The 15,900-nt window shown below is 35.4% G+C and carries 13 protein-coding genes; 6 read left to right on the top strand and 7 right to left on the bottom strand.

Annotated features, from left to right (window positions below; genetic code table 11):
• Positions 1-80: 80 nt before the first annotated feature.
• The 7 genes from rsmG to rpmH all read right to left on the bottom strand — a co-directional run bounded on the left by rsmG (position 81) and on the right by rpmH (position 6,367).
• Positions 81-800 carry a 16S rRNA (guanine(527)-N(7))-methyltransferase RsmG gene (rsmG, locus tag ABH955_RS17455; RefSeq protein WP_002016472.1) on the bottom strand — a complete coding sequence of 240 codons (720 nt, stop codon included), beginning with the start codon at positions 798-800 and terminating at the stop codon, positions 81-83.
• Positions 801-822: 22 nt separating this feature from the next.
• Complete coding sequence (gene mnmG, locus ABH955_RS17450; protein WP_002068716.1) at positions 823-2,712, bottom strand: tRNA uridine-5-carboxymethylaminomethyl(34) synthesis enzyme MnmG; 1,890 nt, start codon at positions 2,710-2,712, stop codon at positions 823-825.
• A 58-nt stretch (positions 2,713-2,770) separates the two neighbouring features.
• Positions 2,771-4,147, bottom strand: a complete 1,377-nt coding sequence (mnmE, locus tag ABH955_RS17445) for a tRNA uridine-5-carboxymethylaminomethyl(34) synthesis GTPase MnmE (RefSeq protein WP_002068714.1) — start codon at positions 4,145-4,147, stop codon at positions 2,771-2,773.
• 227 nt (positions 4,148-4,374) lie between these two features.
• Positions 4,375-4,992 (bottom strand): RNA-binding cell elongation regulator Jag/EloR, encoded by a 618-nt coding sequence (gene jag, locus ABH955_RS17440; RefSeq protein WP_002166368.1) that lies wholly within the window; start codon positions 4,990-4,992, stop codon positions 4,375-4,377.
• Positions 4,989-5,756: a YidC family membrane integrase SpoIIIJ gene (spoIIIJ, locus tag ABH955_RS17435; protein ID WP_002089960.1), complete on the bottom strand. Its 768-nt coding sequence runs from the start codon at positions 5,754-5,756 to the stop codon at positions 4,989-4,991. The genes jag and spoIIIJ overlap by 4 nt, the downstream gene beginning before the upstream one ends.
• Positions 5,757-5,808: 52 nt before the next feature.
• Positions 5,809-6,156, bottom strand: coding sequence for a ribonuclease P protein component (gene rnpA, locus ABH955_RS17430; protein ID WP_002089963.1), 348 nt, complete (start codon positions 6,154-6,156; stop codon positions 5,809-5,811).
• A 76-nt stretch (positions 6,157-6,232) separates the two neighbouring features.
• Positions 6,233-6,367, bottom strand: a complete 135-nt coding sequence (rpmH, locus tag ABH955_RS17425) for a 50S ribosomal protein L34 (RefSeq protein ID WP_002068706.1) — start codon at positions 6,365-6,367, stop codon at positions 6,233-6,235.
• 563 nt (positions 6,368-6,930) lie between these two features.
• Between rpmH and dnaA the strand changes: the two genes are divergently transcribed.
• The 6 genes from dnaA (at position 6,931) to gyrA (ending at position 15,601) form a co-directional block, all read left to right on the top strand.
• Entirely contained in the window at positions 6,931-8,271 is a 1,341-nt protein-coding gene (gene dnaA / locus ABH955_RS17420) for a chromosomal replication initiator protein DnaA (RefSeq protein WP_002016481.1), read from the top strand.
• Positions 8,272-8,453: 182 nt separating this feature from the next.
• Positions 8,454-9,599 (top strand): DNA polymerase III subunit beta, encoded by a 1,146-nt coding sequence (dnaN, locus tag ABH955_RS17415; protein WP_002034988.1) that lies wholly within the window; start codon positions 8,454-8,456, stop codon positions 9,597-9,599.
• A 128-nt stretch (positions 9,600-9,727) separates the two neighbouring features.
• On the top strand, positions 9,728-9,940 hold the full coding sequence (gene yaaA / locus ABH955_RS17410; protein ID WP_002016484.1) for a S4 domain-containing protein YaaA: 213 nt from the start codon (positions 9,728-9,730) through the stop codon (positions 9,938-9,940).
• Between the two features lie 12 nt (positions 9,941-9,952).
• Positions 9,953-11,080, top strand: a complete 1,128-nt coding sequence (recF, locus tag ABH955_RS17405) for a DNA replication/repair protein RecF (RefSeq protein ID WP_002016486.1) — start codon at positions 9,953-9,955, stop codon at positions 11,078-11,080.
• A gap of 38 nt (positions 11,081-11,118) precedes the next feature.
• Positions 11,119-13,041, top strand: coding sequence for a DNA topoisomerase (ATP-hydrolyzing) subunit B (gyrB, locus tag ABH955_RS17400; protein WP_002034986.1), 1,923 nt, complete (start codon positions 11,119-11,121; stop codon positions 13,039-13,041).
• An 88-nt stretch (positions 13,042-13,129) separates the two neighbouring features.
• Complete coding sequence (gene gyrA / locus ABH955_RS17395; RefSeq protein WP_002016488.1) at positions 13,130-15,601, top strand: DNA gyrase subunit A; 2,472 nt, start codon at positions 13,130-13,132, stop codon at positions 15,599-15,601.
• The last annotated feature ends 299 nt before the right edge of the window (positions 15,602-15,900 follow it).

Below are 15,900 nucleotides of genomic sequence, written 5' to 3'. Positions count from 1 at the left end.
ATTGACTGTTCTACATAAAATGTTTCCTATGAAACATTTACGTTTTCATTTATATAATTTAATCTTACGTCTAATAAGATTTATTTTTCAATAGGTAATTTATTGGGCGTTCCCGGTTTGCGTGGATATTTCTTTGGTGTCTTGCGCTTTTTCTCGATTAATAAAATATTACGCTCACTTTCTTCAAACGGTAATTGGAACGTAGACATTTCTTTCAATTCTCCGCCAAGTACCTCTAAAGCATATTTGCCATTTTCGATTTCTTCGTTAGCCGCTGCACCTTTCATTGCAATGAATGTTCCCCCTACTTTTACAAGTGGTAAACATAGCTCACTTAATACAGAAAGACGTGCAACTGCACGTGCCATTACAATATCGTATGCTTCACGTACACCTTCTTTTTTTCCAAATGTTTCAGCACGATCATGACAAAATGCAACATCACTTAATTCTAACTTTTGCGCTAAGTGATTTAAGAAATTAATACGTTTTTGTAATGAATCTACAATTGTTACTTTTAAGTGCGGGAAACAGATTTTTAAAGGGATACTTGGGAATCCAGCTCCTGCTCCAACATCACAAATAGAAAATGGTTTCGAAAAATCATAATAAAAAGCCGCTGTAACAGAATCAAAAAAGTGTTTTAAGTATACTTCTTCTTTCTCCGTAATAGCCGTTAAGTTCATTTTTTCATTCCACTCTACTAATGTTTCAAAATAGATTCCGAACTGCTCTAACTGTCTAGAAGAGAGGGAAATACCCTTCTCTTCTAGCATAGATTGAAATTGTTCTATGTTCATCTAGCAATATCTCCTTACTATGTTATTGGTTCGATACTCGTGCAATTTTTCCTTGTTCAATGTAAATAAGCAAAATGGAAACATCAGCTGGATTTACGCCAGAAATACGTGAAGCTTGCCCCATTGAAAGTGGACGAACATCTTTCAATTTCTGTCTCGCTTCTGAGGCAAGGCTAGAAATCGCATCATAATCAATATCCACAGGAATTTTTTTGTTTTCCATTTTCTTCATACGTTCTACTTGCTGTAAAGATTTTTCAATGTATCCTTCGTACTTGGTCTGAATTTCAACTTGTTCCGTAATTTCATCACTTAATGCTACTTCACTTGGTACTAAAAGATGAATATGCTCATATGTCACCTCTGGACGACGTAATAAGTCACTTGCACGTATTCCATCTTTCAATTCACTTCCGCCAATACTACGAATTAATTCTTGAACTTCAGGACGTGGTTTAATAAAAATACTCTCTAATCGTTCCTTTTCCTGTTCAATTTGTAGTTTTTTATTTGTAAATCTCTCATAACGATCTTCTTTAATTAAACCAATTTCACGACCAACCTCAGTTAGACGAAGATCTGCATTATCATGGCGTAATAATAAACGATATTCCGCACGAGACGTTAATAAACGGTATGGTTCATTTGTGCCTTTTGTTACAAGATCATCAATTAAAACACCAATATATGCATCAGCGCGACCTAAAATAACTTCTTTTTTACCTAAAGAACGACATGCTGCATTAATTCCAGCCATAAGCCCTTGTCCTGCCGCTTCTTCGTAACCAGAAGTTCCATTAATTTGTCCTGCTGTATATAAATTTTTAATTTTTTTCGTTTCAAGTGTTGGCCATAGTTGAGTTGGTACGATTGCATCATATTCAATTGCATAACCCGTACGCATCATTTCAACATTTTCCAGGCCAGGAATTGTTCTAAGCATTGCACGCTGTACATCTTCTGGTAAGCTCGTCGATAAGCCTTGTACATATACTTCTTGTGTATTACGTCCTTCTGGCTCTAAGAAAATTTGATGACGTGGTTTATCATTAAATCTTACTACCTTGTCTTCAATTGAAGGGCAATATCTAGGCCCTGTTCCTTTAATCATACCAGAATACATAGCTGAGCGATGTAAGTTTTCATCTATTAAACGATGTGTTTCTGTACTTGTATACGTTAACCAACATGGAATTTGATCCATAATAAATTTTGTCGTTTCAAAAGAGAAAGCACGTGGCTTATCATCACCTGGTTGAATTTCTGTTTTACTATAATCAATCGTATTACTGTTTACACGCGGAGGTGTACCTGTTTTAAATCTAACAAGATCAAAACCAAGTTCCTCTAAGTGTTCAGATAATGTAATAGATGGTTGCTGATTATTTGGACCACTTGAATATTTTAAATCTCCCATAATAATCTCACCACGTAAAAATGTTCCCGTTGTAATTACAACTGTTTTCGCTGTGTATTCAGCACCAGCTTGCGTAATTACCCCTTTACATACACCATCTTCAATAATTAAACGCTCTACCAGACCTTGAAACAACGTTAAGTTTGGTGTTTCTTCAATTGTTTTCTTTAATTCATGCTGGTAAGAGAATTTATCAGCTTGTGCACGAAGCGCGCGTACAGCTGGTCCTTTACCCGTATTTAACATACGCATTTGAATATGTGTTTTATCAATATTGCGTCCCATTTCTCCGCCTAATGCATCAATTTCACGAACAACAATCCCTTTTGCTGGTCCACCAACAGAAGGGTTACATGGCATGAACGCTACCATATCTAAGTTAATTGTTAACATTAATGTTTTTGAGCCCATTCGTGCTGCCGCAAGACCAGCTTCACATCCTGCATGACCTGCACCGATTACTATGACATCATATAAACCGGCATTGTATCCCATTGTTTATTCCTCCTAATAACCTCTATCTTACTAAATCATCTCTGATTAAAGTTTCACTTTATTTTCCTAAACAAAATTGAGAGAACAATTGGTCAATTAAGCTTTCATGGACAGTATCACCAGTAATTTCACCAAGTATTTCCCACGCTCTTGTTAAATCAATTTGAACCATATCAATCGGAACACCATTTTCTATCGCTTCAATTGCATCGTTAATTGTTCTTCCTGCTTGTGTTAATAATCCGATATGTCTCGCATTAGACACGTATGTCATATCCGCAGAATCAATTGTTCCTTCAAAGAATAAATCAGCTATTGCCTTTTCAAGCTCATCTATTCCTTGCTCCTCAATTAAAGATGTTGTAATAACACGATTGCCTACCGCTAAATCTGTAACACGTTCCATATCAATTTCTTGCGGTAAATCTGTCTTATTTACAATGACAATGAAATCTTTTCCCTGTACGGCACGGAATAGATCCTCATCTTCATTTGTTAAAGCCTCGCTATAGTTCACTACAATTAACACTAAGTCTGCTTGGCTCATCATTTCCTTCGAACGCTCTACACCAATTCGTTCAACAATATCTTCCGTTTCACGAATTCCGGCTGTATCTATAAGTTTAAGTGGTACACCACGCACATTAACGTACTCTTCAATAACATCACGAGTTGTTCCTGCAATATCAGTTACAATTGCCTTTTTCTCCTGAACAAGACTATTTAATAGCGATGATTTCCCAACGTTAGGTCTACCGATAATCGCGGTAGAAATGCCTTCACGTAAAATCTTTCCTTGCTTCGATGTTTCTAATATCTTTGCAATTTCAGCACGGACATGTGTAGCTTTCTCAATTAAAATATTATGCGTCATCTCTTCTACATCATCATATTCTGGGTAATCTATATTCACCTCAATATGAGCTAATGTTTCTAATATTTCTTGACGCAGATGGCCGATTAATTTAGATAATCGTCCTTCCATTTGGTTAATCGCTACATTCATAGCACGATCTGTTTTCGCACGGATTAAGTCCATAACAGCTTCTGCTTGTGACAAATCAATACGTCCATTTAAAAAAGCACGTTTTGTAAATTCACCAGGCTCTGCCAGTCGTGCTCCTTGCGCTAAAATAAGCTGTAATACTTTATTTACCGAAACAAGTCCACCATGACAGTTAATTTCTACTATATTTTCACGTGTAAAAGTCCTTGGTGCACGCATAATGGACACCATAACTTCTTCAATAACTTGATTTGTATCTAAATCGACAATATGACCATAATGAATTGTATGAGAAGAAACCTGTGTTAAATCCTTCCCTTTAAAAATACGATCAACTTTCTCAATCGCATCATCCCCACTTACTCGAACAATGGCAATTGCACCTTCCCCAAGTGCTGTGGAAATTGCGGCAATTGTATCAAATTCCATGTCCTTTCACCTCACTTGCTTATTTATCTCTATTTCAACATGAATTTTTTCCGTCACTAAATTATTAGGATACCATAACGAACCTATCTACAAAAGAATAATAACTCATTTTATTATGTCCTTATGTAAAAAACACTAAACTTATTCACAGTGGATAAGTTTAGTGTTTTTTAGTTATCCACATTTATTTTCTCCTCAAAAAAACCGGCACTCAATTGAGTAACCGGTCACTTGGAAGATATTACAACATACCGATGTGGTTCTTTCCCTTCAGAAGTTGTAATGATATTTTGATGATTAGATAATGCTTGGTGAATAATTTTCCGTTCAAAAGAAGGCATTGGTTCTAGAACAACTCTTTTTTTCGTACTCACTACTTGTTTTGCTAATCGATAGGAAAGAGATTCTAACGTATTTTTTCTTTTACTACGATAGTTTTCAGCATCCAGTGTAATACCAATATATTGCTTTGTATTACGGTTCGCAACAAGTTTTGTTAAATATTGTAAAGAATTTAACGTATTCCCTCTTTTACCAATTAAAACACCGATATTTTCACCAGAAATTGTAAATTCAACTTCGCGTCCTTTTACAATTTTTCTAATCTCAACTTCCACACCCATATTTTGAATAACATTTTTTAAATATTCTTCACATTCTTGGATTGGATCTTTTTTCAATACAACTTCTACAACAGCGGGGCGATTCCCAAATAAACCTAGGAACCCCCTCTTACCCTCATCGATAATATTTATATCTACTCGATCTTTCGAAGCATTTAATTGTCTTAAAGCATCTTGTACTGCCAGCTCGACTGTTTGTCCTTTAGCAGTAATCATACTCACTTGCTTGATCCTCCTGCCTTACTGGCCTTAATTTCAGGCCCTTTGATCATATACATTTGAGCGATACCAAAGATATTACCAACTACCCAGTACAATGATAGTGCTGCTGGGAAGTTAATTGCAAAGACTAAAATCATAATTGGCATAAGCCAAATCATCATTGCCATTTGCGGATTTTGTCCAGCCGTTCCTGCCATTGCAAGTTTTTGCTGAATAAACGTCGTAATAGCTGCAACAATTGGAAGGATATAGAACGGATCCGCCTGTCCTAAATCGAACCATAAAAATGTATGTTCACTAATTGCTGTTGTTCTCATAATCGCATGATAAAACGCGAATAAAATAGGCATCTGAACAAATATTGGTAAACATCCTGCTAATGGGTTTACACCATTCTTTTGATATAACTGCATCATTTCTTGTTGTAGTTTTTGCTGTGTTGCTTGATCTTTAGAACTATATTTCTCTTTTAATTTCACCATTTCTGGTTGTAACGCCTGCATTGCTTTCGTACTCTTCGTTTGTTTAATCATTAATGGTAATAATGCAAAACGAATGATAAGAGTTGTAACAACGATTGCTAAACCATAATTACTACCAAATAATTCTGCAAAATACGTGATTAACTGAGAAAGCGGGTATACGAAATATTCATTCCAAATCCCAGTGCTTTTCGGTGTAATCGGTTGATTTGTTTCACTACAGCCGGTAGCAATTGCCATTAGCATAATAACCATGGCTAATAAACCTATTTTCTTTTTCAAAGCCTGCTCCTCCTTGTTTCGGTATGTATATAGTGTAATTCATTTCCTTACGCTACTTTTTTATTCTTTTCATACCAGAGCGTTTAAAGACATGAATTAAGCTTTTCTTTAACTCTTCATATGTCATCTCTGCACAAGGCTTCCTTGCTATTATAACAAAATCTTTTCCAGAATCTATCTCATCTTTTAATTCTATAATCGATTGGCGAATCATACGCTTAATTCGATTACGCACTACTGCATTTCCTATTTTCTTACTAACAGAAAGACCAATGCGAAAATGCGGCTGTTTTTCTTTATCTAATTTGTATACAACAAACTGGCGATTGGCATTTGATTGTCCTTTTTGGAAAACAGCCTGGAATTCATCATTCTTTTTTATACGATTTTTTTTCTTCATATCATTTGACACTCCTGTATTTCATCAGCGGAAACTCATTATTATTAGAAAAAAAGACCACTGAACGTTCAGTGGTCTACGCAGATAATACTTTTCTTCCTTTACGACGACGAGCTGCAAGCACTCTACGTCCGTTTGCTGTGCTCATACGGCTGCGGAAACCATGTACTTTGCTGCGCTTACGTTTATTTGGTTGGTAAGTTCTTTTCATTATATGACACCTCCCTGAGGAATATCTGTTAAAGACAGTCTAATAAATTATAGTAAATCAAATAGGAAAATGTCAATGGTTCTCGAAATTTTCATCAAATATTCATTTTTAACCTATTCACATACTTTTTCACAGTCCCTATATTTCCTTGTGGATAAATATTTTTTCTCTTTTTTATATCCACAAACTCTTTTTTTACTTTTACACAGTATATCGTGTTGTGGACAAGTTTATTCCACAAGGTATTGATTTTGTGGATAACTTTCTTAAATTCATTGCTATAGCTGCTTTTTTTTGATATTATAGTTGTGTTTTCACTTTGAATAAGTTTTCCACACCTTTATTTTATCCACAATTTGTGTATAACATGTGGATAGTTTAAATCACATGTGGGTAAATAGTTGTCCACATGTGTTATTTTGTCGAAAACTCTATCTCGGATACTAACGACGTTTTTATATTTTAAAATACGTTTCGTATAAATATGCATTAGAAGTATTTACAGGTTGTACAATTGTTGCGCAACCTTATTCTTTTACCATCTTTGTAAAGGAGGGACACCTTTGGAAAATATCTCTGATTTATGGAATAGTGCCTTAAAAGAATTAGAAAAAAAGGTAAGCAAGCCAAGTTATGAAACATGGTTAAAATCAACAACTGCTCATAACTTAAAAAAAGATGTATTAACTATTACAGCTCCAAATGAATTCGCTCGTGACTGGCTAGAATCTCACTATTCGGAACTAATCTCCGAAACACTTTATGATTTAACAGGGGCAAAACTAGCTATTCGTTTTATCATTCCCCAAAGTCAGGCAGAAGAGGATATAGATCTTCCTTCTGTTAAGCAAAAACACGCACATGATGAGTCTAATCACTTACCACAGAGTATGTTAAACCCAAAATATACATTTGATACATTTGTTATTGGCTCTGGTAATCGTTTTGCACATGCTGCTTCTTTAGCTGTAGCTGAAGCACCAGCTAAAGCCTATAATCCGCTCTTTATTTACGGGGGCGTTGGACTTGGAAAAACACATTTAATGCACGCAATTGGGCATTATGTAATTGAACACAACCCAAATGCAAAAGTTGTATATTTATCATCTGAAAAATTTACAAATGAATTTATTAATTCAATTCGTGATAATAAAGCTGTCGATTTTCGTAATAAATATCGTAATGTAGATGTCTTATTGATAGATGATATTCAATTTCTTGCTGGAAAAGAACAAACACAGGAAGAGTTTTTCCATACATTTAATGCGTTACATGAAGAAAGTAAACAAATTGTGATTTCAAGCGATAGACCACCAAAAGAAATCCCAACTTTAGAAGATCGCCTTCGTTCTCGCTTTGAATGGGGGTTAATTACGGACATTACGCCACCAGATTTAGAAACTAGAATCGCAATTTTACGTAAAAAAGCAAAAGCAGAAGGTCTTGATATACCAAATGAAGTTATGCTTTATATCGCAAATCAAATCGATTCAAATATTCGTGAACTAGAGGGTGCACTTATTCGAGTTGTAGCTTATTCATCTTTAATTAATAAAGATATGAATGCTGATTTAGCGGCTGAAGCGCTTAAAAATATTATTCCAAACTCTATACCTAGAATTATTTCTATTTCTGATATTCAAAAGGCTGTTGGGGGCGTCTATCAAGTAAAATTAGAAGATTTCAAAGCAAAAAAACGGACAAAATCCGTTGCATTCCCTCGCCAAATTGCGATGTATTTATCACGTGAACTTACGGACTCATCTTTGCCAAAAATAGGTGAAGAATTTGGTGGCCGCGATCATACAACAGTAATCCATGCTCACGAAAAAATTTCGAAGCTATTAAAAACGGATACTCAATTACAAAAACACGTTGAAGAAGTTAAGGATATTTTAAAATAGTAGTAGCTGAATAGTGTGAATAACTTAGCTTATTTTACGCACAGTCTATCCACATGTAGATAGACTGTTTTTACATCTTTAAACAGGGTTATCCACATATCCACAAGCCCTATTACTATTACTACTACTTTTTTATCTTTATTAAATAAATAAAATCTTATACTTACCGGAGGTTTTTCGTTATGCGTTTTACAATACAAAAAGACTATCTTGTAAGAAGTGTACAAGATGTAATGAAGGCAGTTTCTTCTCGTACAACAATTCCAATTCTTACAGGGATTAAAGTTGTAGCAACTGAAGAAGGAGTTACTTTAACAGGTAGTGATGCAGACATCTCTATCGAATCATTTATCCCAGTCGAAGATGCTGGAAAAGAAATTGTGGAAATTGAACAATCAGGAAGTATTATTTTACAAGCAAAATATTTTAGTGAGATCGTAAAAAAATTACCTAAAGAAACTGTCGAAATTTCTGTGGAAAATCATTTTATGACAAAAATAAAATCTGGAAAATCAGAGTTCAACTTAAATGGTTTAGATGCTGCTGAATATCCGTTATTACCACAAATCGAAGAACATCATGTATTTAAGATTCCAACAGATTTACTAAAGCACATGATTCGTCAAACAGTATTTGCAGTTTCAAGTTCTGAAACAAGACCGATCTTGACAGGTGTAAACTGGAAGGTATATAACAGCGAGCTAACTTGTATTGCAACAGATAGTCACAGACTAGCACTTCGTAAAGCAAAAATCGAAGGGTATAATATTGCCGATGAATTTCAAGCGAATGTCGTTATTCCTGGTAAGAGCTTAAGTGAATTAAGTAAAATTCTAGATGAATCTGAAGAAATGGTAGATATCGTTATTACGGAGTATCAAGTATTATTCCGTACAAAACATTTATTATTCTTCTCAAGATTATTAGAAGGAAATTATCCAGATACAACGCGTTTAATTCCAGCTGAAAGTAAAACTGATATATTTGTAAATACAAAAGAATTTTTACAAGCGATTGATCGTGCGTCGTTGTTAGCAAGAGATGGTCGTAACAACGTTGTTAAATTATCGACATTAGAACAACAGATGTTAGAGATTTCTTCGAATGCACCAGAAATCGGAAAAGTAGTAGAAGAGGTTCAATGTGAAAATGTAGATGGAGAAGAATTAAAAATATCTTTTAGTGCAAAATATATGATGGACGCATTAAAGGCCTTAGATAGTACAGAAATTAAAGTTAGTTTTACTGGAGCGATGAGACCGTTTTTAATTCGCACAGTAAATGATGATTCCATTATCCAATTAATTTTACCAGTCCGTACTTACTAAGTAAGGATTAAGGGTTGCTAGTGTAAAGGTACTAGTGACCCTTATTTGATTTGTGGGGTATTACTTTCCTAATGCTAGTTTATTTAGTACAATGAAAGAATGAACACTTTCAGAAAGTGAGCGATTTTATGAAACTTATTAAGATTTCAACAGAATACATTACACTAGGACAATTTTTAAAGTTAGCTGATGTAATTGATACAGGTGGCGCTGTGAAATGGTTCTTACAAGAATATGAAGTATACGTGAATCAAGAACTTGAAAATAGAAGAGGCCGAAAGTTATATGCAAATGATATTGTTGAAATTCCGGGAAGCGGAACTTTCCAAGTTCAGGCATAAAGGGGGATCCCTTTGTTTATTACAGAAATACAATTAAAAAACTATCGCAATTATGAGCATTTAGAGCTTTCCTTTGAGGATAAAGTCAATGTAATTATTGGTGAAAATGCGCAAGGGAAAACGAATCTGATGGAAGCTATTTATGTATTGGCGATGGCGAAATCTCATAGAACTTCGAACGATCGTGAACTCATTCGTTGGGATGAGGATTATGGTAATATAAAAGGTAGATTACAAAGGCGAAATAGTTCAGTATCCTTAGAATTAAATATTTCAAAAAAAGGTAAAAAGGCAAAGTTAAATCAGTTAGAACAACAAAAATTGAGCCAGTATATTGGTGAAATGAATGTTGTTATGTTTGCCCCAGAAGATTTAAATCTTGTAAAAGGAAGCCCTCAAGTACGAAGACGCTTTTTGGATATGGAACTTGGACAAATAGCTCCGGTCTATTTGTATGAATTAAGTCAATATCAAAAGGTACTCACGCAACGAAATCATTTACTTAAGAAGATGCAAGGGAATAGTAAAAATGAGGAAACGATGTTGGATGTATTTACACTTCAACTTATTGAGCATGGTGCAAAAATTTTGCGAAAACGTTTTGAGTTTTTGCATTTACTACAAGAATGGGCTGCTCCAATTCATCGCGGAATTAGCAGGGGATTAGAGGAGTTAGAAATCGTTTATAAACCAAGTGTAGATGTATCAGAATCAATGGATTTGTCGAAAATAAAGGAAGTATACTATGAAAGTTTTCAATCTGTGAAACAACGTGAAATTTTTCGGGGTACAACTTTACTTGGTCCTCATCGTGATGATTTACAATTCTTCGTTAATAGTAAAAATGTTCAAGTCTTTGGTTCACAAGGACAACAACGAACAACCGCACTATCCCTAAAATTGGCTGAAATTGAATTGATATACTCAGAGGTTAAGGAATATCCAATTCTTTTACTAGATGATGTGTTATCAGAATTAGATGATTATCGTCAATCGCATCTGCTAAATACAATTCAAGGAAAAGTACAAACCTTTGTGACAACGACGAGTGTCGAGGGAATTGAACACGAAACATTGAAAGAAGCGAAAACAATTCATGTAACGAACGGCACGGTAGATTGTGAAATAGACAGAAAATAATTTCTGTTTAAATGGAAAAGTAGGTGATCTTTGTGTCAATGGAACAAAAGCAAATGCAGGAAAATGCATATGATGAAAGTCAGATTCAGGTGTTAGAAGGACTGGAGGCAGTTCGAAAGCGTCCTGGTATGTATATTGGTTCTACAAGTGGAAAAGGTCTTCATCACCTCGTGTGGGAAATTGTTGATAACAGTATTGATGAAGCTTTAGCAGGATATTGTGATGAAATTAATGTCAGTATTGAAGAAGATAATAGTATTGTTGTAACAGATGATGGTCGTGGTATCCCTGTTGGTATACAAGAAAAAATGGGACGTCCTGCTGTAGAAGTTATTATGACGGTACTCCATGCCGGTGGTAAATTTGGCGGTGGTGGTTATAAAGTTTCTGGTGGTTTGCATGGTGTAGGTGCATCTGTTGTAAATGCTTTATCAACAGAATTAGAGGTATTTGTACATCGAGATGGAAAAATACACTATCAAAAATATGAACGCGGGGTCCCGGCTGCGGATTTAAAAGTAATAGGTGAAACTGATCGTACAGGAACGATCACACGCTTTAAGCCAGATTCAGAAATTTTTACAGAGACGACAGAATACGAATTTGATACATTAGCGACTCGTATGCGTGAGTTGGCGTTTTTAAATCGTAATATTAAATTAACAATTGAAGATAAGCGTGAACATAAGCAAAAGAAAGAATTCCATTATGAAGGTGGAATTAAATCATATGTTGAACATTTAAATCGTTCAAAACAACCGATTCATGAAGAACCTGTATATGTTGACGGTTCAAAAGATGGGATTCAGGTTGAGGTTGCTCTTCAATATAACGAAGGCTATACAAATCATATTTATTCATTTACAAATAATATTCATACGTATGAAGGCGGTACACATGAGGTAGGTTTTAAGACTGCTCTAACACGTGTAATTAACGATTATGGTCGTAAAAATAATATTTTAAAAGATGCGGATAGTAATTTAACTGGTGAAGATGTTCGTGAAGGCTTAACAGCAATCGTGTCAATTAAGCATCCAAATCCACAATTTGAAGGACAAACAAAGACGAAACTTGGAAATAGTGAAGCGAGAACGATTACAGAGTCTGTATTCTCAGAGGCGTTTGAAAAGTTCTTACTGGAAAACCCCAATGTTGCACGTAAAATTATAGATAAAGGGACTATGGCAGCGCGTGCACGTGTAGCGGCTAAAAAGGCTCGTGAACTAACGCGCCGAAAGAGTGCTCTAGAAGTTTCAAGTTTACCAGGGAAGCTAGCTGATTGTTCTTCTAAAGATCCAGCAATTAGCGAAATTTATATCGTGGAGGGTGACTCTGCGGGCGGATCTGCAAAACAAGGACGCGATCGTCATTTTCAAGCGATTTTACCACTGAAGGGTAAAATTATTAACGTTGAAAAGGCACGTTTAGATAAGATTTTATCAAATGATGAAGTTCGTACAATTATTACAGCAATTGGTACAAATATTGGTGGGGATTTTGCTATTGAAAAAGCTCGCTATCATAAAGTTATTATTATGACAGATGCCGATGTTGATGGTGCACATATTCGTACCCTATTATTAACGTTCTTCTATCGTTATATGCGTCAAATCATTGAGTGTGGATATATATATATCGCACAGCCACCGTTGTTTAAAGTACAACAAGGTAAAAAAATTCAATATGCTTATAACAATAAAGAACTTGAAAAAATACTAGCTGAATTACCAGCTCAACCTAAGCCCGGGATTCAGCGTTATAAAGGTCTAGGGGAAATGAATCCAACTCAGCTGTGGGAGACGACAATGGACCCAGAAGTACGTTCGTTACTTCAAGTTTCCCTTCAAGATGCAATTGAAGCGGATGAAACATTTGAAATTTTGATGGGTGATAAAGTAGAGCCGCGTCGTAACTTTATCCAAGAAAATGCAAAATACGTGAAAAACCTTGATATTTAAGTGAGTAATGACAGGAATCTAAGTATTCCTGTCTTCTACATATAAATCAATGTATGTGTAACGGAAATGTAAGAGGAGGTGCTCGTTGATGTCAGACAATCAACAACAAGCACGAATTCGAGAAATTAATATTAGTCATGAAATGCGTACCTCATTTTTAGATTACGCAATGAGTGTTATCGTGTCTCGTGCATTACCAGATGTTCGTGATGGATTAAAACCAGTTCATCGTAGGGTTTTATATGCGATGAATGATTTAGGAATTACAGCTGATAAAGCATATAAGAAGTCGGCGCGTATTGTCGGCGAAGTAATTGGTAAGTATCACCCGCACGGTGATTCAGCTGTTTATGAAACAATGGTACGTATGGCACAAGATTTTAGTCAACGTTACATGCTTGTTGATGGACATGGTAATTTCGGTTCTGTTGATGGAGATTCAGCGGCAGCAATGCGTTATACAGAAGCAAGAATGTCTAAGATTTCTATGGAATTAATACGCGATATTACAAAGAATACAATTGATTATCAAGATAACTACGATGGTTCTGAAAGAGAGCCAGTTGTATTACCAGCGCGTTTCCCTAACTTATTAGTCAATGGTACGACGGGTATTGCGGTTGGTATGGCAACAAACATTCCACCGCATCAACTTGGAGAAGTAATTGATGGTGTGTTGGCATTAAGTCATAACCCTGATATCACTATCGCGGAATTAATGGAATATATTCCTGGACCAGACTTCCCAACTTCAGGTTTAATCTTAGGGCGAAGTGGAATTCGAAGAGCTTACGAAACAGGTCGCGGTTCTATTATACTTCGTGCTAAAGTTGAAATTGAAGAGAAAGCAAATGGTAAACAAACTATTATCGTAACAGAACTACCTTATCAAGTTAATAAGGCGCGATTAATTGAAAAGATCGCAGAACTAGTTCGTGATAAGAAAATTGAAGGTATTACAGATTTACGTGATGAATCAGATCGAAATGGTATGCGTATTGTTATGGAAGTACGTCGTGATGCCAATGCCAATGTACTATTAAATAATCTATATAAACATACAGCACTCCAAACAAGCTTCGGTATTAATATGTTGTCTCTTGTAAATGGAGAGCCACAAGTCTTAAATTTAAAACAAAATCTATATTATTATTTAGAGCATCAAAAGGTAGTGATTCGTAGACGTACTGCTTATGAATTAGAGAAAGCAGAAGCGCGTGCTCATATTTTAGAAGGCTTACGAATTGCTTTAGATCATCTTGATGAAGTTATTACTTTAATCCGTAGTTCAAAAACAGCTGATATTGCAAAACAAGGTTTAATGGAACGTTTCGGCTTAAGTGAGAAACAAGCGCAAGCGATTTTAGATATGCGTTTGCAACGTTTAACTGGATTAGAACGCGAAAAAATCGAACAAGAATATCAAGATTTAATGAAGATAATTGCAGAGTTAAAAGCAATTTTAGCAGACGAAGAAAAAGTTCTTGAAATTATTCGCGAGGAATTAGCTGAAGTAAAAGAGCGTTTTAATGATAAGAGAAGAACAGAAATTACAATTGGCGGTATGGAAGCTATAGAGGATGAAGATTTAATCCCAGAACAAAATATCGCAATTACACTTACTCATAATGGTTATATTAAGAGGTTACCGGCTTCTACGTACAAAACACAGAACCGTGGGGGACGTGGTGTACAAGGAATGGGTACGAATGATGATGACTTTGTCGAACATTTATTAACAACGTCTACTCATGATCATATTTTATTCTTCACAAACAAGGGTAAAGTATACCGTACAAAAGGATATGAAATTCCAGAGTATAGTCGTACAGCAAAAGGTATACCGATTATTAATCTATTAGGGGTAGATAAGGGTGAGTGGATCAACGCTATTATTCCAATTCGTGAATTTGGTGACGACCAGTTCTTATTCTTTACAACGAAACAAGGTATCTCTAAGAGAACACCACTTTCATCATTTGCCAATATACGTACAAATGGTTTAATTGCAATTTCTCTTCGTGAAGAGGATGAATTAATCTCTGTACGCTTAACATCTGGTGATAAGGATATTATCGTTGGGACAAGTAACGGTATGTTAATTCGTTTCAATGAGCAAGATGTGCGTTCAATGGGACGTAATGCGGCTGGCGTAAAAGCAATTACATTAGGTGATGAAGATCAAGTTGTAGGTATGGAAATTGTCGAAGAGGATGTAAATGTTCTAATTGTAACGAAAAATGGTTATGGAAAGCGTACACCGATTGATGAATACCGCCTGCAAAGTCGTGGTGGTAAAGGTCTGAAGACTTGTAATATTACAGATAAAAACGGTAAGTTAGTAGCGGTTAAGTCTGTAACAGGCGAAGAAGACATTATGTTAATTACAGCAGCAGGCGTTATTATTCGTATGCCGGTTGATCAAATCTCTCAAATGGGACGTAATACACAAGGTGTTCGTCTAATTCGATTAGAAGATGAGCAAGAGGTAGCGACAGTAGCAAAAGCGCAAAAAGATGAAGAAGAAGAATCTAATGAAGAGGATTCTTCTGAAGAGTAAGAGTGGGGATTTCTCCCCCTCTTATTTTTTTATAATAATACTTGCATAGCAATAGGAAAGTGTATATAATAGGAAAAGTCAGCAAATGAGAGATACAAGTTATCGAAAAAAACTTGTTGACGAAAATAATATACTATGATATATTATGAAAGTCGCTGAAACGCGATGTTGAACTTTGAAAACTAAACGAAACAAACAACGTGAAACGTCAATTTTTATTTTTAGATGCTAGACAAACTAACTTTATTGGAGAGTTTGATCCTGGCTCAGGATGAACGCTGGCGGCGTGCCTAATACAT

Source organism: Bacillus sp. RC240, assembly GCF_044907945.1.
Classification (GTDB): Bacteria; Bacillota; Bacilli; order Bacillales; family Bacillaceae_G; genus Bacillus_A; species Bacillus_A mycoides.
Note: the sequence above shows the minus strand (reverse complement) of the source record. Positions and strands in the feature narration are given on the sequence as shown.

What these genes read in the sequence shown, in the direction of transcription:
- rsmG (WP_002016472.1), bottom strand. Translation starts at nt 800, where the DNA reads ATGAACATAGAACAATTTCAATCTATGCTAGAAGAGAAGGGTATTTCC.
- mnmG (WP_002068716.1), bottom strand. Translation starts at nt 2,712, where the DNA reads ATGGGATACAATGCCGGTTTATATGATGTCATAGTAATCGGTGCAGGT.
- mnmE (WP_002068714.1), bottom strand. Translation starts at nt 4,147, where the DNA reads ATGGAATTTGATACAATTGCCGCAATTTCCACAGCACTTGGGGAAGGT.
- rnpA (WP_002089963.1), bottom strand. Translation starts at nt 6,156, where the DNA reads ATGAAGAAAAAAAATCGTATAAAAAAGAATGATGAATTCCAGGCTGTT.
- rpmH (WP_002068706.1), bottom strand. Translation starts at nt 6,367, where the DNA reads ATGAAAAGAACTTACCAACCAAATAAACGTAAGCGCAGCAAAGTACAT.
- dnaN (WP_002034988.1), top strand. Translation starts at nt 8,454, where the DNA reads ATGCGTTTTACAATACAAAAAGACTATCTTGTAAGAAGTGTACAAGAT.
- yaaA (WP_002016484.1), top strand. Translation starts at nt 9,728, where the DNA reads ATGAAACTTATTAAGATTTCAACAGAATACATTACACTAGGACAATTT.
- gyrB (WP_002034986.1), top strand. Translation starts at nt 11,119, where the DNA reads ATGGAACAAAAGCAAATGCAGGAAAATGCATATGATGAAAGTCAGATT.
- gyrA (WP_002016488.1), top strand. Translation starts at nt 13,130, where the DNA reads ATGTCAGACAATCAACAACAAGCACGAATTCGAGAAATTAATATTAGT.